This is a genomic window from Pseudobutyrivibrio sp. LB2011, assembly GCF_000701765.1.
GTDB classification, from domain to species: domain Bacteria; phylum Bacillota; class Clostridia; order Lachnospirales; family Lachnospiraceae; genus Pseudobutyrivibrio; species Pseudobutyrivibrio ruminis.
In genome coordinates, this window is sequence record NZ_JNJS01000001.1 from 97,580 (window position 1) to 117,868 (window position 20,289).

The 20,289-nt window shown below is 40.1% G+C and carries 14 protein-coding genes; all 14 read left to right on the forward strand.

Annotated features, from left to right (window positions below):
* The first annotated feature begins 65 nt into the window (after positions 1–65).
* Positions 66–959, forward strand: coding sequence for a class C sortase (locus tag T375_RS00390; protein ID WP_044933727.1), 894 nt, complete (start codon positions 66–68; stop codon positions 957–959).
* Positions 940–1,821, forward strand: coding sequence for a class C sortase (locus T375_RS00395; protein WP_044933730.1), 882 nt, complete (start codon positions 940–942; stop codon positions 1,819–1,821). Before T375_RS00390 ends, T375_RS00395 begins: the two co-directional genes overlap by 20 nt.
* Before the next feature lie 17 nt (positions 1,822–1,838).
* The gene (locus tag T375_RS00400) at positions 1,839–2,912 is read left to right on the forward strand and encodes a DUF5979 domain-containing protein (protein WP_044933732.1); all 1,074 of its coding nucleotides are present in this window, start codon (positions 1,839–1,841) and stop codon (positions 2,910–2,912) included.
* Positions 2,913–2,925: 13 nt separating this feature from the next.
* Positions 2,926–3,504, forward strand: a complete 579-nt coding sequence (locus tag T375_RS00405; protein ID WP_044933733.1) for a hypothetical protein — start codon at positions 2,926–2,928, stop codon at positions 3,502–3,504.
* Positions 3,504–4,274 (forward strand): hypothetical protein, encoded by a 771-nt coding sequence (locus tag T375_RS00410; protein ID WP_044933734.1) that lies wholly within the window; start codon positions 3,504–3,506, stop codon positions 4,272–4,274. Before T375_RS00405 ends, T375_RS00410 begins: the two co-directional genes overlap by 1 nt.
* Positions 4,275–4,286: 12 nt before the next feature.
* Entirely contained in the window at positions 4,287–5,141 is an 855-nt protein-coding gene (locus tag T375_RS00415; protein ID WP_044933736.1) for a hypothetical protein, read from the forward strand.
* Position 5,142: 1 nt separating this feature from the next.
* Positions 5,143–6,336, forward strand: a complete 1,194-nt coding sequence (locus T375_RS13670) for a hypothetical protein (RefSeq protein WP_049960216.1) — start codon at positions 5,143–5,145, stop codon at positions 6,334–6,336.
* 123 nt (positions 6,337–6,459) lie between these two features.
* On the forward strand, positions 6,460–6,813 hold the full coding sequence (locus tag T375_RS00425) for a hypothetical protein (RefSeq protein WP_044933738.1): 354 nt from the start codon (positions 6,460–6,462) through the stop codon (positions 6,811–6,813).
* Between the two features lie 4 nt (positions 6,814–6,817).
* Complete coding sequence (gene srtB, locus T375_RS13010) at positions 6,818–8,062, forward strand: class B sortase (protein ID WP_049960217.1); 1,245 nt, start codon at positions 6,818–6,820, stop codon at positions 8,060–8,062.
* 155 nt (positions 8,063–8,217) lie between these two features.
* Entirely contained in the window at positions 8,218–13,929 is a 5,712-nt protein-coding gene (locus tag T375_RS13495; protein WP_049960218.1) for a hypothetical protein, read from the forward strand.
* Between the two features lie 133 nt (positions 13,930–14,062).
* On the forward strand, positions 14,063–15,085 hold the full coding sequence (locus T375_RS00440; RefSeq protein ID WP_044933739.1) for a hypothetical protein: 1,023 nt from the start codon (positions 14,063–14,065) through the stop codon (positions 15,083–15,085).
* Between the two features lie 67 nt (positions 15,086–15,152).
* A complete protein-coding gene (gene asp2, locus T375_RS00445; protein WP_044933741.1) occupies positions 15,153–16,646 on the forward strand; it encodes an accessory Sec system protein Asp2 in 1,494 nt (497 codons plus the stop codon).
* 147 nt (positions 16,647–16,793) lie between these two features.
* The gene (locus tag T375_RS13015) at positions 16,794–18,971 is read left to right on the forward strand and encodes a hypothetical protein (protein ID WP_049960219.1); all 2,178 of its coding nucleotides are present in this window, start codon (positions 16,794–16,796) and stop codon (positions 18,969–18,971) included.
* Positions 18,972–19,071: 100 nt separating this feature from the next.
* Positions 19,072–20,277: a hypothetical protein gene (locus tag T375_RS00455; RefSeq protein ID WP_044933742.1), complete on the forward strand. Its 1,206-nt coding sequence runs from the start codon at positions 19,072–19,074 to the stop codon at positions 20,275–20,277.
* Positions 20,278–20,289: the final 12 nt, after the last annotated feature.

A 20,289-nucleotide genomic window follows, 5' to 3' on the forward strand; every position in this document is an offset into this window, starting at 1 on the left:
GATGTGGCCCGGCGGCTGAAAGGCCGCTGGGTACACTATCAAGGAGAGGACAACAGTTAGACACAATGAAAGCATTTTTACTGAAACATTACAAAACTATAGCGACTGCAGCGTTGATGATTGTTGGTTTGTCCTTGTTGGTGTACCCACTGGTTGCAAACACTTGGAACAACCATGTGCAGGCAACTTTGGTAAACAACTACACAGAGGCTGTTGATACAGCTATTTCAGAAGGTTCACTGGATGTTGATGCTGAGCTTGAAAAAGCATACGAGTACAACGAAGAGTTGTTGCCTTCTATTTTGCCAGATTCCTTTGCAGAGGCAGAGGCAAATGGTACAGATGAAACTTACATGAGCTTACTTAACACCAACGGTGATGGAATCATGGGATACATTCAGATTCCTTCAATCAATGTAAAGCTTCCTATTTTCCACACAACATCGGAAGAGGTTTTACAGATTGGTGTTGGCCATTTGGAAGGTTCATCACTTCCAGTAGGCGGAGAGAATACACATTCAGTTCTTTCTGCACATCGTGGTCTTCCAAGTGCTACACTATTTACAGACTTGGACAAAGTTCAAATTGGAGAAGATTTCTTCATTATTATCATGGGCGAGTATTACGCTTATGAAGTTGATCAGATAGAGGTGGTTGAGCCTGATGATACATCACTCCTTCAGGTAGAGGATGGTCAGGATCTTTGTACATTAATTACATGTACACCATACGGTGTAAACACTCAGCGTCTTATGGTTAGAGGCCACAGAGTGCCATACACACCAGAGCTTTTGGCAGATGCAGACACTCCACTTTTCGGAGCAGTCAGCTTACATACAAATTACCTTCTTTGGGTAATAGTTGGACTTGCTATCGTAGGAGCGTTCATCTTAGTACTTTACATAATGGACAAGAAGAGAAGTAAGAAGGACAAGGCAGTTGAAACAAAGAGTTATTAAGATTTTACTAATTCTATTATTCCTTGTAGGTTTTGGCTTGCTGGCATATCCTACTGTATCAAATGAGTGGAATGTATATGTTCAAAGCACACTCATCAATGATTATGAAGATTCCTTGTCGGAAATGACCGAGGAAGATTACACAAAAGAGTGGGAGGCAGCCAGAGCATTTAACGAACAGATTACAGAAAATGCCATTGGCACAGATGTATTCGGGGCAAATGCGGATGGTGATGCAACAACTCCTACAGATGAGTTTTTAAACTCAGAGTACTATTCAGTGCTCAATGTTAATGGCGATGGAGTTATGGGCTATTTGTCCATTCCAAAGATAAATCTAAAGCTATCAATCATGCATGGTACATTTGATGAGTACATCCAGACAGCTTTAGGACACATGAATGGAACAGCACTTCCAATTGGAGGTGAAGGCACACATTCAGTAATAGTTGGTCACAGAGGTTTGCCAAGCGCAGAGCTTTTTACAAACATTGATCAGCTTGAGGTTGGAGATAAGTTTTACATCCACGTTTTAGATGAGACACTTGCTTATCAGGTGGATATGATTTATCCAATGATTGAAGCAGAGGATATTACCTCACTTCAAAACGCAATGAAGGTGGAAGAGGGCAAAGATTACGTCACACTTTTCACCTGTACACCATACGGTGTAAACACTCACAGACTTTTGGTGCGAGGCACCAGAGTTGAGTACCTGGGAGAGGATGAAGTCCCTACCGGTGCAGCAGCTGTTGCTGAGACAGTGAAGAATTACTACTTGATTATGGGCATTGCCGGATTTATTGCGGCAGTGATTATCATATTAATAATAAGAAGGATATTTAAAAAGAAAACCGCATAAGCTGAAGGGAGAACTCAGTGAAAAGTTTAATTTTTAAGAAAAAGAATTTAATAGCCTTTGCGATGGCAGCAGTAGTAGCTGTGGCAGGATTTGGTGCTTACCGAGCACAGGCAGCTGTTAAGATTGATGAGACTAAGCAGTGTTCAATTACTGTGAGGTTTGAAAATCCGAACAATGCGACTGGCGCAACTGATGCTAATGCAATCACTTCATATACTGGTAATGTGGAGGTTGATTTCTATAAGTTGGCTGAGGTGAAAGTAAACGGAGATATAGGAACTCCAGTATCTGGTGTTGATCTTTCAGCATTAAGCAATTCAAATGTTGATGCAGCCCAAGTCAAGAAAATTGCTGCTAATGCATATGAGAAGGTTAAGGATACAAAACCAGATAAAACAGTCACAATCAATCCTAGCGCGAAAAAGCCAGAGTCGGTTGATGTTAACCGAGGTATTTACCTATACGTAGTAAAGGATTTCCAAAACAATCAGTACGAATATACATTTGAAAAGTATATTGTGATGGTTCCTTACAGCACAACCATTTCACAGGGGACAAAGGTTGACGAAGACGGAAATATCGAAAATATAACACCTAGTGATGAATGGATTTACAATCCAGAAATTGCATTGAAATACAGTGTGGAAGAGATTTATGGAAGCCTTGAAATTACAAAAGAGTTAAAGACTTATAATAAATCACTTGGAACTACACCATTTGTATTCGAAGTTGAAGCATCATATGGTGAAGGGGATAACAAGAAAATAGTTTACAGCAATGTGTTCACAATGAATTTTAGTGAGCCTGGCAAACAGACAGTTGAGGTTCCTAATATTCCTGCAAACTCTACAGTGGTTGTTACTGAGGTATATTCAGGTGCTAGCTATAAAGATGTCACACCAATAAATGAGAAACACTCAGTTAAAATCCAAAAGGATGTTACTGCAAAAACAAAATTCACCAATGATTACGATAATCAGACAGATGTGGGAGCAATCAGTATAGAGAACCACTTCAATAAGAATGGTTATGTGGATTCTAATATTAATCCAAATAGCACAACTACAGAAAATGTAGAAACTGAAAACTAAGGAGGAGAGGCAAATGAAATACAAAAAATATTTACTTGTTGCCGCTGCTCTTGTAGTAATCGGTGCAACAAGCATAAAGCCAGCGATGGCATACTTTACAAATTCCCATCAGGCAGCAGGAACTGTTACAGTTCACTTGGGAGATTTGGAAATCACACCAAATGAGAATGCTAAGGAATGGACAAAAGAAATAACAGTACAAAATACTGGTGATTACGATGTGTTTGTTAGGGTAAAGGCAATTTGTGGTTCACAGTACAGCGCTAACCTCACAAGTGGTGAAGGCTGGAGCTACAACGAAAATGATGGTTATTACTACTACAGTGATTTGTTAGCAAAAGATGCAACATCATCAGTACTTAAGCTTACAATTACACCTCCAGAAGGCTTAGAGAACGAAGAATTCAATGTAGTTATCGTTCAGGAAGCTGCAAAAGCAGTGGATGAGAAAGATGCTGATGGCAATAAGACAGGCAAGTTGGTAGCAGCGTGGGATGAAGCAATAATGAAACAGGATAAGTTCGAAGCTAAGTTCCAGGATGACACTACTACAAAATCAACAGAAAGCACAAGTGAAGGGGGGAATAATTAATGAAAAAGTTATTTAAGAACCCTTTGACAATGCTTGTAGTTGGATTAGTTCTTGTAGCAGGAAGCTCAGTTGGTGCCACAAGAGCAGCATTGAGTTATTCTGATTCGGCAGAAGAGGTTTCATTTGAAACAAAAAAATTGCTTGTAGATTTGGTGGAAAATCAAAATGGTGCTCAAGTTAGTGTAGCCGTGAGCAATTCTGATTCGAATCAGAGTAGCACCGTTGGTAAGCTTTCATTTACAAATCTAACTCGCCAGATTACCGATGAGAATCCTCTTCAGGTTAATCATCCTTACGATGAAGATGTTTTCGTACAGAATACATCAACAGACAAAGCCTATAGCGAGTACGTAAGAGTGCTTGTTAGAAAGAGCTGGATTAAGAATGATGGTTCAAAAGACACCAGATTAGATCCTTCAGTAATCACTCTGAAGACAACAGAAGACTGGTTCATTGATGAAAATGAGAGTACAGCAGAAGGTACTGTTTATTATTGTAAGAAGCCAGTTGCGGTTGATGAACAGGTTCAGTTTTTGGATGCCATTTCATTTGAAAGAGAAATCCTTGATGGTGTTACAACTACAAAGGTCAATGAAAATGGCACAGTTGTAGAGAATGTTTACGGCTATGATGGCAAAACATTCGAGATAGAGATTCGTGTTGATGCAGTTCAGACACACAGTGGTGCAGAAGCAATTCTTGGCGCATGGGGTGTTGAGGCAACAATCGATTCAGATGGAAATATTACTTCAATCAATAGTTCTAACTAAGGGAGAGTAATGATGAAAAAGAAATATATGAATATTGTCCTTGCTCTCACTTTGGTGGCAGCAGGATTCATAGGATTAAAAACTGAAGCTCTTGCAGATACATTAGACCCAGTTACATGGACTGTTACATATGATGGGACAGATACTTTCGGCACCACATATGATGCAGAAACAGCTAAGGTTACTGGTGCGATGCCAGGAGATACAATCACATATGAAGTGACATATAAAAATGCATCTACAGAGGCAGCAAACTTCTATATGGATGCAAATGTTGTAAAAACACTTGAGGATAACAAGTCAGCAACAGGTGGTGCTTATACCTACAAAATCCTTTCAGACAAATCCACTACACCACTTTTTGATAGCGAGACAGTTGGTGGTGATAATGAAGATGTGCAGGGTCTTATGCAGGTAAACGGAAATGAAGATGCTTACTTTGACCTTGGTACATTAGCAGTAGGCGAAAGCGGAACAGTTAAAGTAATAATTGTTCTTGATGGTAATACACAGTCTAACAGCTACATGGCTGCAGTAGGTCAGTTAAGTATCATGTTTGCTGCAGAGCCAGAGTCAAATGATAACGAAGGTATTGTTATTACAAAGACTGTTACAAAAACAAATACTGTTTTCAATCAGATTGTAAACCACAGTAAGCAGAAGGTTTCAAAGAAGGTAGAAAGAACACTTCCTAACGGAACACAGATTGTTGTCATCGAGGATGAGGACACACCATTATTTGGAGAGAATCCTTTGACAGGTGATAGCATCTTACCACTTGTTTTCTGCGGTATCACATTATTATTGGGATTATTCCTTATTTTCATGTACTTCAGAATGACTAGAAATAATAAGGAGGTGGCCTAAGATGAAAATCTTAAAGAAAGCTTTTAGCGTAATCTTTACACTTGCCTTCTTATTATCAGTGTTTGCTTTTGATTCTACAGTAGTAAATGCAACAGAGACTACTACAGAAGAGACTACTACAGAAGAAACTACTACAGAAGCCACTACTACAGAAGAAAGTACTACACAAGAAACTACTGCAGTTTCTACATATACCTACAGAATCAAGATTTCCCTTGGTAACGTAAATGCGTATTTTGATGATACAGCAGTTGCAGAACTTGGGAAGACTTGCACAGTATCACAATCAGGTAAGAACCTTGTTATCAGTAAGCTAAATTATGGTGATGATGTTACATTCAACTTCGGTGAGCTTATCAAAGTAACAGCTGACAATACTGAGACAGAGACTTCTAAGTATTATGTAAAGGGACTTAGAGTTGCTGGTAGTGATGATTTAGTAAAAGATACAAATAAGAGCGTAACACTTCATGTGGTAGGTGATGAGTCTTATGTTGTAGCATACGGCGTTGGTACAATCATTCCTTACACAGTTAGATATGTGGATGAAGATGATAATGAGCTTTTGGCTGATGAAACTCTTTACGCAGCTGAGGGCGAAGTAGTTTATGTGCCAGCTCGTCATATCAAAGGATATGTTCCTGATTATTACTTTAGAACAGCATCTAATGGTCTTAAGAAGGATACAGTCTTCACATTTACATATCACAAGCGTGTTATTGGTGAAGAGACAGAGGTAATAGAAAAGACTGAAACATCTTCATCAACAGTGGAAGGTAATCCAGAGTACGAGTATGAATACGAATACATCGATGGCGGTTCTACAGGAACAACAACTGGTGGTGGAAACACAACAGTTACAACTCAGAACAATGGCGGTGGCAACGGTGGTACAGTAAACAACCGTGCCGATGCAAGTGATGGAGCCGGAGCTGGCGATGCAGATGCAGGCGCAGCAGGAAATGATGGCGGCGAAACAATTGAAGATGACAATACACCAGGTGGTATCTTAGACATCGACGATGAAGAAGTTGCTAAGGCCGGTGGAACCCGCGATACATTGATTCGCAATATGATTATTGGAATCATCATCGCAATCATCGCAGTTGCTTCAATTCTTGTTACACTTTACATTGCAAACAAGAAGAGAAAGCAGGAGCTTGTAAAGGTTGAAAAACACGATGATAAAGAATAAATAAGATTTTTAAGAGGAAGCGATTTGCTTCCTCTTTTTTTATTAATACTTGCCATTTTTATTATTTATTTGCCAATTATTTCAGTACGGGGTGAAAATATGTTACACTGTTTATGAGGAAACATGCGTAAAGTTTTTAGAGGTATTATCAGTTTCTTCAGGGGAGCAAAAGAGAATATGAGGGGAAAGATTAAAAAGAGCATTTTAATATTATGCATGAGTTTATTCATAGCCCTGCCGGTTTATGCTAGCGAAGATACTGACAACAAAGAACAAACGCAGGAGCAAGTAGTAGACGAATCAAAGCAGCAAGTGGAAATCGAAGAAGAGGAAGTTCCACTTGGATTAGAAAACATGGCTACCTTTGAGCGATACAAACGTGATGTGGTAGTTATGATAGTCTTTGGCTCGTTGGTTGTTGTGACTACCATTGCCGCAACAATCAAAGAAAAAAACGAGAGGGAAAAATTAAACTAGCACAATGAATACTAGAGTATTAAAAGTAACAGGAAATCTTTTAATTGGATTAATAATTCTAGCATGCTTACCAGTAGCGGTACCAAAGTTGCTAGGTATACAAACATATAATGTAATATCAGGATCGATGGAGCCTTCTATATCAGTAGGCTCCATTGTCTATGTGAAGAATGCTGAGTTTGATGAGCTAGCAGAGGGCGATGTAATTGCATTCGAATCTGGTGCTAGCGTGGTGACTCACCGAATCACATCTATTGATTCACAGTCGAAGCTAATCACTACAAAGGGTGATGCAAACGACACCGAAGATTTTGTTCCAGTAGCATATGTGAATGTTATTGGAAGGGTAGTGGCACATGTGCCATTTTTAGGCTACATCGCATCATGGCTTTCTGAAATAACAGGAAAAGTTATAGCGGTGATGTTATTAATCATTGGATTGTTGCTTTCAAATGCAGGTGATAAAAGTCAGGATAAGGAAAAGGCTGAGAACAAAAAGCAAAATACAAAGGTTAACCCTAAGGTTTTCCTAGCGCTTGGCTTAGTAATCATTGTTGGTTCAATGAGCGGTTTCCTATATATATTTATGGATTATCAAAGCTCAAACAGTTTATATAGCGAACTTAATTCTTCCTATATAAATATAAATGAGCAGGTCAGCGACGATTCATGGGACAGCATGATAGATGTTGATTTTGAATCACTGCAGCAGATTAACCCAGATGTGGTTGCATGGATTTACGTGGAGGGTACTGATATCAGTTATCCTATTTTGTATTCTGGTGATGATGAGACATATCTTCGCACCACAATGGAAGGCGAAAGTGCAAAGGCTGGTTCCATTTTCCTGGAGGGATACAATTATCCGGATTTTACAGATAGTCACAGCATTATCTACGGCCACAACATGAGAAACCTCTCAATGTTTGGTACGTTAAAATATTATAAATCAGAGGAAGGATATTTGGATGAGCATCGATATTTCCAGATAATCACACCTGATTCGAAAATGCGATATGAGATTTTTTCATACTTTGATACGGAGGCTGCATCTTGGGTTTATGCGGTGCCATATTCAGATTGTGAAGAGTTCGATGATTACATTTCAGAGCTGCTTCGTCATTCATACGAAGTAGTGGATACAGAGGAAGTTACCTCAGCAGATAGGGTGGTGACCCTGTCGACATGCTCAACATCGGGTATGAGGTTTACGGTACACGGAGTATTAAGAGAGAATATATCGTTATAAATTATCTCGATTTTTGTTATTTGGCAGAAATGTAACTTTTTTGGCAAAAATAGTTACTAAATTCTATTTAAAAAAATATATTGCGTGATAGAATAACATTAAATGATAATTGGACAATAATTTGTAATGGTATATTAAATAGAAGGAGTACAAGGATGTCAAAGAAGAAGGTCGAGAATTTGTTAAAGGGAGTGGCAATCACAGGTGCTACAGTTGGCGGAGCTTCAGTGCTTGGTGATGCTAATTTAGCTTATGCTGCTGAGCTTGGAGAAGAACAGGCTGCTGCTAATGCCGAAGGCGTTATCGTCCTTGAGACAACACAGGTTCAGGCAGAGCAGGTTGTTGAGACTACAGTTCAGTCAGTACAACAGGAAACAGTAGAAGTAGAGGCCGTTGCTGAATCTACAACTCAGATCGAAGAAGTTGATCTTGAAGCATCTGCCGTTACAAATACAGACACACAGGCTGCAGCTAATCTTGATGAGACTGCACCAGTTGATGAAAATGCATCTAATGTTGCTTCTGAAGTTGCAGTTGTATCTGAATCAGCTAGCACTTCATTATCAACAGAGGATTCTCAGATAGAATCAACATCTGAATCATCTAAAGAATCTCTTTCAACAGAGACTTCTGAAATCGAATCCACATCGGCATCATCAGCAGATTCATTAAAATCAGAAAACGATGAAATTGAAAGTACATCAACATCTAATTCACAGGAGTTAGCTTCAGAGTCAGCTAGCCTTTCTACAGCTATGTCTGAGGCAGAGGCTGCATATGAATCAGCATCTACATCTTTCTCAGAGGCAGGATTAGAGGATGATTATCTTGAGAATCTTATAAAGGAAATAGAGCAGGCACAGGAAGATCTTAAGGCAGCGCAGGAAGTTGCTAAGGCAAATGGCCAGTGGCTCAACCATTCGGAGTCTTCAAACAACTATTATGGATATGGCGATAAGCTTGCAAACCTTCTTATTCAGTATGCATTCTATCAGGAAGGTTATGTAGGTGAAATCGTATATAGCGAGTGGGATTCTAGCAGTTACACAACAAACAGTGTAAAGGTTACATATATCGACGCAGCAGGCGAGACAAAGTATGCATACTTTGATTACGTAACAGTTGATGACAGTGGTAATGCACTTGCAGCAGGAGATGGTGCATCATTTAGCGGAACTGAGAATTCAAATCAGCATGATAATCCATATGTTGTTGGTGGAATCATGGTTGTTCAGAAGACAGTTCAGTATTCTGACGGCAATGGTAACGTACTTACATGGGATTATCAGACTTTTACATCAGAGGATGGCACTGAGACTACAGAGTGTGTTTACTACATCAATGGTGTAGAAACAGATGCTGAGGTTGTTCTTAACGAGGATGGTACATTCTCAATCACAGGAACTTTTGCTATTAATTCTGAAACTACAATTGTAAGAGATTCATGCTGGGGCACATATAAGTCTGCAGATGGAACTACTTATTATGATTTGGGACAGTATTCATCATTAGACAATGATTGGAACAATACATTCGTTGGATTAACAAGAAATACTAGTGATTCAACTGTTGGTGCTATTTCTGTAGATTCATCAGGTGTTACTAGTGTGTCAACTCTTGTAGATGAAAACGGAAATACGGTAAATCTTGTTACACAGAATAAGGTATATAGATATAACAAGTGGGTATGGTTACAGGATTCTTATACTGCAATTAAAATTGGTGATACTACATATTATTATGAGTCATCAAACATTGTGAAGAACAGTGATGGTACATACACACTTACTGCATATACTGATGCTAGTGGATCAACATACAATAAGCAGGTAATCACACTTTACTCTGCAGCAAGCACAGCATCAACATCAAACACATTCTCTCCAAAGTTTGTTGCTAAGAAAAATGATGGTAGCGACACATACACCAACAAGTATGGTGAAGTTAAAGATGGTAACTTTGGAAAGAAGGGTTACGTATATTATTCAGAAGATGATTTCAATACAGGAAAAGATGACTATGCTGAGGAGAGAAGCCAGGTAACATCACTTTCAGAATCAGCAAGCCAGCTTGCATCAGAGTCTTCATCTTGGGAAGCATCTGTAAGTGCAAGTGCTGAGGCTTCACAGAGTGAGTCTGGAATCAGAAGCGAGTCATTATCAGAAAGCGCATCAACATCAGATAGCGCGTCACAGTCACGCAGCCAGTCATTATCAGAGAGTGCAGCAGCATCTGATAGTGCATCATTATCTAGATCAGAGTCACTTAGTGCATCAGCAAGCGAAAGCGCTTCTATAAGTGAGAGCATTAGCACATCACTTAGCGCAAGCTTATCAGAGTATGTAAGCCAGAGCATGTCTGTAAGTGCTAGTGTATCTGCATCAGCAAGTGAGAGCGCTTCAATAAGCACAAGCACATCAGCAAGTGTAAGTGCCTCAACAAGTGCAAGTACATCAACAAGCTTAAGTGATTCAGCATCAGTAAGTGAGTCAACAAGCACATCACTTAGTGACAGCACATCAGCAAGCTTGAGTGAGTCAACAAGTACATCACTCAGTGACAGCACATCAACAAGTTTGAGTGAGTCAACAAGCACATCACTCAGTGATAGCACATCAACAAGTTTGAGTGAGTCGACAAGTACATCACTTAGTGATAGTACATCAGTAAGCTTAAGTGACTCAGTATCAGAGAGTACAAGCACATCACTTAGCCAGAGCACATCAGCAAGTACAAGCGCATCAACAAGTGCAAGTACATCAGCTAGTGAGAGTGCATCAACAAGCTTAAGTGATTCAGCATCAGTAAGTGAGTCAGCAAGTACATCACTTAGCGATAGCACATCAACAAGTTTGAGTGAGTCAACAAGTACATCACTTAGTGATAGCACATCAGTAAGCCAGAGTGAGTCAGCAAGCACATCACTTAGCAATAGTGCTTCAACAAGTGCAAGTACATCAGCTAGTGAGAGTACTTCAATAAGTAATAGTGAATCAGCAAGTGCAAGCACATCAGCAAGCTTAAGTGATTCAGTATCAGAGAGTACAAGTACATCACTTAGCGATAGCACATCAACAAGCTTGAGCGAGTCAACCAGTACATCGCTTAGTGATAGCACATCAGTAAGCTTGAGTGAGTCAACAAGCGCATCACTTAGTGATAGCACATCAACAAGCTTGAGTGAGTCAATAAGTACATCACTTAGTGACAGCACATCAGTAAGTTTGAGTGAGTCGACAAGCGCATCACTTAGTGATAGTACATCAGTAAGCTTAAGTGACTCAGTATCAGAGAGTACAAGCACATCACTTAGCGATAGCACATCAGTAAGCTTGAGTGAGTCAACAAGTACATCACTTAGCAATAGCGAGTCAGCAAGTATAAGTACGTCAACAAGTGCAAGTGAGTCAACAAGCACATCACTCAGTGATAGCACATCAGTAAGCTTGAGTGAATCAACAAGTACATCACTTAGCCAGAGTACATCAGCAAGTGAGAGTGCATCGACAAGTGCCAGCACATCAGCTAGTACAAGCGCTTCAGATAGTGCATCTACATCAGCAAGCCTGAGCGAGTCAACAAGTACATCACTTAGTGATAGCACATCAGTAAGCCAGAGTGAGTCAGCAAGCACATCACTTAGCAATAGTGCTTCAACAAGTGCCAGCACATCAGCTAGTACAAGCGCTTCAGACAGTGCATCTACATCAGCAAGCCTGAGTGAGTCAACAAGTGCATCTATATCAGCAAGTACAAGTGCTTCAACAAGCGCAAGTACATCAGCAAGTGAGAGTGCATCGACAAGTGCAAGTACATCAGCAAGTACAAGTGCTTCAGACAGTGCATCTACATCAACAAGCACATCACTTAGCAATAGTGCATCAGCAAGTGAGAGTGCATCGACAAGTGCCAGCACATCAGCTAGTACAAGCGCTTCAGACAGTGCATCTACATCAACAAGCCTGAGTGAGTCAACAAGTGCAAGTACATCAGCAAGTACAAGTGCTTCAACAAGCGCAAGTACATCAGCTAGTGAGAGTGCATCGACAAGTGCAAGTACATCAGCAAGTACAAGCGCATCAGAAAGTGCCAGCACATCAGCTAGTGAGAGTGCATCAACAAGTGCAAGTACATCAGCTAGCGAGAGTGCTTCAACAAGTGCAAGCACATCAGCAAGTACAAGCGCTTCAGATAGTGCATCTACATCAGCAAGCACAAGCGCATCAACAAGCGCAAGTACATCAGCTAGCGAGAGTGCATCAGCAAGTGTAAGTACATCAACAAGCTTAAGTAACTCAGTATCAGAGAGTACAAGTACATCACTTAGCGATAGCATATCAGTAAGCTTGAGTGAATCAACAAGTACATCACTTAGCCAGAGTATATCAGCAAGTACAAGTGCATCAATAAGTGCAAGTACATCAGCTAGTGAGAGTACTTCAATAAGTAATAGTGAATCAGCAAGTGCAAGCACATCAGCAAGCTTAAGTGATTCAGCATCAGTAAGTGAGTCAACAAGCACATCACTTAGTGATAGCACATCAGTAAGCTTGAGCGAGTCAACAAGTGCATCACTTAGCCAGAGTGAGTCAGCAAGCACAAGTACAAGCATCTCAATTAGTGAGAGTGTATCAGCAAGCTTGAGTATTTCTGAATCAGTGAGCGAAAGCCTATCAGCAAGCACAAGTGCTTCGGAATCTATAAGTGCTTCTGTAAGTGAGAGCTTGTCAGCAAGTGAAAGTGCTTCAACAAGCACAAGTATTTCAGCAAGTGAAAGTGCTTCAACAAGCGCAAGTATTTCAGCAAGTGAAAGTGCCTCAATAAGCGCAAGTACATCAGCTAGTACAAGTGCATCGACAAGTGCCAGCACATCAGCTAGTACAAGCGCTTCAGACAGTGCATCTACATCAGCAAGCTTGAGTGAGTCAACAAGTACTTCACTCAGTGATAGCACATCAGTAAGTTTGAGCGAGTCTGCGTCAACAAGAGCAAGCTTGTCTGAGTCAGCAAGCATAAGTACTTCGCTTAGTGAGAGTGCCTCAACATCAGAAAGCCTTTCAACAAGTGCTTCGCTTAGTGAGAGTGCATCAACATCAGAAAGCCTTTCAACAAGTGCTTCGCTTAGTGAGAGTGCATCTACATCAGAGAGCCTTTCAACAAGTGCTTCAACATCAGAGAGTATTTCACTTTCAGAGAGTGCAAGCATGTCACTTTCAGTTAGCCTTAGCTTGTCAGAGAGCATGAGCCTTAGTGCTTCAGAGAGAGCAAGCTTGAGCAACAGTGCATCAGCAAGCACAAGTGCATCGACAAGTGCAAGTACATCGGCAAGCGAGAGCGCATCAACAAGCGCAAGCATCTCAGCAAGCGAGAGTGCATCAACAAGTGCAAGCACATCAGCAAGCATAAGTGCATCAGAGTCAGCTAGTGCATCTGCAGCTGCAAGCACAGCAAATGACAACACTGGAAATGGTGGAACAAGCACTCCTGCTTCAGCAAGCGAGACAAACGGTACTGCTACTACAACAACAGAAACAGCAAATTCTTCATATAATGAAGTTTCAACAGATGCTTCATCTACAAGCACAGTTTCATCATTCAATGAGATTGGCGGAGCTGAGACAACAATCGAAGAACAGCAGGTACCACTTGCTGTAAGATTAGACTCAACAGATGATTTGGCATCAGAGTTTGAGGATGAGTACACAACAATCCAGGATGAGGAGACACCACTTTCTATCACAAAGAGCGGTTTAGGTGGAAGAGTTTGGTGGTATTGGATCCTTATCATCATCACAGCAATATCAGGAAAGGTTGCTAAGGATAAGAGAAACATTGTTGAAAAGGAAGTTGAAGATACAGATAAGTAGATTAGTTAAAGAAACAGAAGTTGAGAAATAATTCACAAAAGTATGTGGAATGTAACTAGAAAGTGAACTATAATATGAGAGTGGAAGATGTCAGACATTTTCCACTCTTTATATTATGCGCAGGAGGTAATATATGAACAAAAATCTAAAAAGATGCTTAGAATTCCTTGCGATTGTAGTAATCACTGGAATCGTTGCAATATCAAGTCCATTTAATCCATGGATTGCAAACGCCTTTACTGAGGTGCAGGAAGAGATTCTTAATATTGCGTACTCAGTAAGAGAAGGATATCTAGCATATGTTGAATTGGATGGTCACTACGGACCAGTTGTATATGAGTTCTTTGGCCTTGGTTATTTACCAACAGACACTCATTTAGTTCAGTTCATCATGGAGACAGCTCTCAATTTTGTGTCTATATTATTCTTATATAAGACAGCAAAGCTTTACACATCGAATATTTTTGCTTGGGTTGCAGCAGCGGCAATAGCAATTTTCGAATGGGGTGCACTTACCCATGCTGGTGCAGAAGAGATATTATTCTTCGTAATGTCTTTGACATGCTACCATGTGGCACGCCAGCTAAAGAGCGGTATGCTTTCACATCACACATACTTACTTGCTATTGATTTAGGATTAGTTATTTTCCTTCAACCAGGATATGCATTCTTCTGGGCAATATTAATTCTGTTCTTTGCAATCAAATTCAAGGTTGATGGAATAGATGGAAAAGGATATAGAACATTCTGGTTTTCAACAATTGAAGGTTGGATAACTGTAGCAGTTCCAATGGGATTATATTTATGGTATTTCAAAAATGGAGCAGCATTTTTACAGAATGTAGTTTCATACAACATGAGCAATATTGGTTCATTTGGCGAAGGACTAAAGCTAGTTCTTGCAACACCTTGGACTATCGCAATTGCGGTACTTGTAATTGCAATTATCATCAAGGTTGTTATGAATGAAAATGTTGCTGATTTATGTATTTGGCTTGGAGTAGTAATTTGTGCAATAATAGTGGTAGCACTACAGGGGGAGAATCTTGATTCATTCAAGGTAGCAGTTAAAGCACTCTATATTGTTCCAGTTGCTAGTATCCTTTCACTTTTGGATAAGCCACTTGGATTGAAAATAGAGGAAAGAGATAATTAAGATTTATAGGCCCAGCTCGTAGTAATGCTTGCTGGGCTTTTATTTTGCACGAAGGGCTTAAATTTACATGGATAAGATTAGGATTTTACAGATAGGTACAGAAAGTTGGGCAACTAAATATAAATGTCCTGACAATGTAAAGATTATCTTTGCGGGTGGAACCATAGAAAAGAAAAAGGATATTTATGAAATTGTTGTAGTTGAAAGAAATCTGGATGATGAAGAGGCAGAGATAGTTAGTCAGATGTCTATGTCATACTGCGTTTTCATAGTTGGTGATTTCAAGCTTAATAGACCTACTACGAGATTGTTCAACCGAAGAATGGCTAGTAACTTGGCAGTGGAGGATATACAGGACTTCCTGACAAACGAGACAAAGAAATATTTCCCACATCCTTATGGAGAGAAGTTTAAGCCAGAGAATGTTGGTGTAGCTCAAGGTTTCAAGGGCACCATTAGATGGAATGGTCAGTACGCTGTTGAATTGGAAGGTGATTATGGCAACCAGTTTACTCAGGTTGCTTTCTGGAAGAATAATATTCCAATAGTAAAAGACCAAGGATTGGAATTTTGGCTAGAGTACGAAAAAGACGACACTGTAGAAATATCATTATCAATTACTCAGTTTGTGCCAGGCTCTCTATCTGACGTTCGAGATTCCTGGACGTTTAGCGAAGAAGATTTGAAAGAACCAGTTCTTATTGAAGGACGAAATGGTGATGGCCAGCTGTTTGTATCACTTCGTGCGGCAGGTCAGGGAAAGCTGAATATTATAGCTTTACACGACCGAGTATCTAGATGGAATTTAGGAGCATTTTTAGTAGGTGGTAAGCGATATGTCACATCTGAGCGAGAGGAGATTTTCTCTTACTTTGATCCAGGTGATTTCAAACCACCCCTTGCAGTTTATTTCTCAGGATATAAAACTCAGGAAGGTTTTGAAGGATACTACATGATGCGAAAAATGGGATGTCCATTTTTGCTGATTGCAGAGCAGCGCTTTGAAGGTGGCGGATTTTACATGGGAAGCCCAGAGTTTGAAGCACTGATGGTTAAGATAATTGACGAGCATCTAAATAAGCTGGGATTCTATCCGGATCAGCTAATCCTTTCTGGAATTTCCATGGGAACAATTGGCTCATTATATTATGGTTGCAACATGAGGCCTCATGCACTTATTCTCGGAAAGCCATTGGCTAGCCTTGGAGATATTGCTGCTAATGAGACACTGAAGCGACCAAAGGGATTTCCTACTTCACTGGATATCCTAAAGCGATATGGTGGAGGAACAGATAAGGAAGCAATTGAAAGACTTAACGAGAGATTATGGAATAAGATAAGAAACACAGACTTCGGTCATACCAAGTTTATTGTTTCTTATATGATAGAAGATGACTATGATTCAACTGCCTATAACAGGCTAATCACAGAATTGAATTCGGCAGGTGTGCAGGTTTACGGAAAAGGATTACATGGTCGCCACAATGATAATACCGCTGGAATTGGTGCCTGGTTTAAGGGACAATATGAGCGTGTTTTGAAGGAAGATTTTGACAGATAATTCTTGCAGTTTGAACATTCTGTGAACTGGCAAGAAGTGTGAAAATATGGCAATAATAGGCCTTAGGGGAGCAAAAAAAGTTCACAATTTACCGATAAAATATATACAAATAGATGAATAGGAATTTGTGAAAGAGAGGAATGAAAAATGGGTGAAAAGAAAGTAAGAAGTTTATTAAAAGGAGTAGCCATTACAGGTGCTTCAGTAGGTGGAGCAGCTTTACTTGGCGATGCCGATTTAGTATATGCTATGGAAGAAGAGGCAGCTGAAATCGTTGTTGATACTACACCACAGACACAACAGACAGTAGAGGCACAGGCCCCAGCAGCAACAGAGCAGGTTGTTGAAGCTCCAGCACCAGCTGCAGTAGAGGTTGCAACAGCGCCAGTAGCAGAGGCACCAGCAGCAGTGGAGACACCAGCAGCAGAGGCACCAGCTGCGGTAGCAGAGACGCCTACTACACCAGTAGAGGAAGCTCCAGTTGAGACACCAGCAGCTCCAGTAGAGGAGGCTCCAGTTGAGACACCAGCTACTCCAGCAGAAGAAACACCTGTGGCTCCAGCTGAGGATACAAATAACGATGTATTTACCATTCTTAGAGGGGCTTATAGAGATGAAACAATCGATGAAAATGAGTTAGCTGAAAACAAGGTTGAGCTTAAAGCTATGAGAAAGGCAGCTCCTCTTGCAGCTGAATTAACAACTGATGCAGAAACTGATGCAGAAACTGATGCTAGCCTTTCTGATACAGCAGAGGCAGCTACCGTATATACGGAGGAACAGATTTCTGAGTCAGGAGCATCACTTTCTACAGTTGAAAGTGAATTATCATCTACATCTGAGCAACTTTCTACTTCAGCATCAGAGGCAGAATCTGAGTATGAAAGCTATTCAGAAACAATGACTACAACATCAGAGGATTATGAATCTAAGAACTACAACATTGCAAAGCTTGATAAATTAGAGCAAGATGTTAAAGCTGCTCAGGCGATTGAAACAGCAAAGAGAGAAGCATTAGCTGCTAAGAACAAGAGCTTAGATACTGATTATTTTGAACACGCTGGCAGACCTCTTGCAATTACAATGATTAAATATAACCTTGTAGTTGACGGAAAAGCTGATCCTAATTATATTGATAGCGCACAGATTAAATATTACACACCGGATGGATATGATAAAAAGCATTTCTGTACAATTTATTTAGGAACTGATGGACAGGTTCATGAGGAATATTATGATTATGTAACAGCTAATGCTAGAGGAGAAAGTCTCTTTAGATGGTCTGAGCTTTCTGAAGAAGATGTTGCCGCAGGTATTACAATTCCAAGAGGTATTTCTATAGAGAATTATTCTCCTTATGTTTCAGGAATCAATATTGTTGAAAAGTTTTTACAAGACAATGGCATAAGAGCGGGCGGCAATCTGTTTTCATATACATTTACTGGGGATGATGGCACTGTAAAGACATTCAAAATCACAAGACAGAGCTATTCTATGGAGGCAGATGAAAACGGACATTATAAAGGCAAAGATTACTATGGCTACGCATTCATGAATAGCCAGATGGATGAGCGTTTTGAATTAGCATCAGAGATGTTATCATTATCAGGAGCAATTGCATCTACTGGTTCACAGGTTGAGGGATACCAGTCAATGGTAGACGAGTATGTAGCTCGTTCTAATGAGCTTGATAGTGCATGGTCAGAGTATGCTGCTAACAGCACAAAGACTGCAGAAAGTCTTTCTAACAGCACAAGCACATCTGAGAGCGCAGCAAGCACAGCGGCAAGCCAGCAGGCATCTACAGAAGCTAGTGAGTTAGCATCTAATCAGGCAAGTGAGCAGGCTTCAACAGCGGCAAGCGAGGAAGCTTCTACTGCAGCTAGCACAAGCGCATCAGCAAGTGAGTCAGCAGCAGTTGCAGCAACAGTATCTGCTCCTGTAGCATCTGCATCTACAGCAGCACCAGCAGCTTCTGCACAGACAGTTATGCCGGCAGCAGGTGCTATTGCAAACCAGGCAATCACACCTATCGATGATGCAAGAGTTCCACTTGGTGTTGTAAATGACGACACAGTTGGTGGCGAAGAAGTGACAGGTGGCCGCGAGTTAATCGTAGAAGGCCGTACAATCGAGGCTGTAAATGAGGCAGAAACTGAAGTAACAGAAATCGCAGATGATGATGTTGCTAAAGGCATTACAGTCACAGAAGATGAAAGTCTTGCAAGAAAAGGTTTCTGGTGGTGGATTATCGCATTGATTACTGGAAAGGTGACATACGATAAGGTTAAAAAAGAAAAGGAAAAAGAGAAAGAAAATAACTAAGACACTTTTCTAATAGTTGGAGGCAACCGAAAGGTTGCCTCTATTTTTTCTACTTTTAGTGTAGTAAAATAAAAGTGCATAATGGGGGGAGGATAATCAGTTGAGACAAAAATTTTTTCCCAAAACACTTATTCAAAAATTAATATTTACCTTCATAATAATGGGAGTTTACCTTGTTGGTAGAGAGCTTCCTTTATATGGAGTTGATTTAGAAGCTTACAAAGCATTCCAGAATACTTCTGGAGATCTTATCATGGAAACAATCGGAGGAGATAGATACAAAACCAGCTTATTGGCTCTTGGTATTTCTCCTTTTATGTTTTCCATGCTCTTTGTTCAGGTAATAGTTGCTGTTAAACGTGCTGATTCAAAGGCACACACTTCTCCTAAAAAAATCACCATGGCAACTCTTATTTTGATGTTTGTATGGGCTAGCGTCCAGGCATATCTTACTGTTAATTCCACAATTTATGTTTTTGATGGTGGGCTTCAGCTTATCATTGCAAAAATTATATCTGGATTCCAGATGGTGACAGGAGCATTTGTGATTTTATGGCTTGCCACACGAAATGGTAAATACGGTATAGGCGGTCAGACAGTTCTTATTTATGTAAATATCCTGGATAGTGTGGTTCACACAGTCAAGAATTCCGGCCTGTGGGAAATGCATGTTATTGGTGGAATTGGTTTTTTGGCAGTGATATGCACAATCATATTTGAAAACAGTGAATACCGTATTCCTATGCAAAGAATATCTATTCACAATATTTATTCTGATAAAAACTATATCCCAATCAAGCTAAATCCAATCGGAATGATGCCGGTTATGTTTTCTACTGCGTTTTTCATGCTACCAGTGTATGTGTCTATGGGACTTAGTATGCTGTTCCCTAATGACAAAAACTTACAGTGGGTATACGAAAACATGGATACAGCACATACCCTTGGAATTGTTGTATATACGGTAGTGCTATACGTAATTACGATAATATTCTCATTCGTATTTATCAGTCCAAAGAATCTTACAGAATCTTTGCAAAAAGCAGGAGACAGTATCACAGGTCTCAAATCTGGTAAAAACACACGAAGATTCATTTCTATAAGAGTATTTTGGATTGCATTTTTCTCAGCAATGTTTATGGGATTTTTCATTATTGTCCCATTGGTGCTTCATTTAAGAGGCTATGTAGAATCAACAGTTATCAGTTTGCCATCTATTCTTATTGCCATGGCAAGTATCAACTGTAACTTATATCGAGAACTTAGGGCAGTAAGAGATTACGATGCTTACGTGCCTTTCCTATAAGAGGTAATTGCG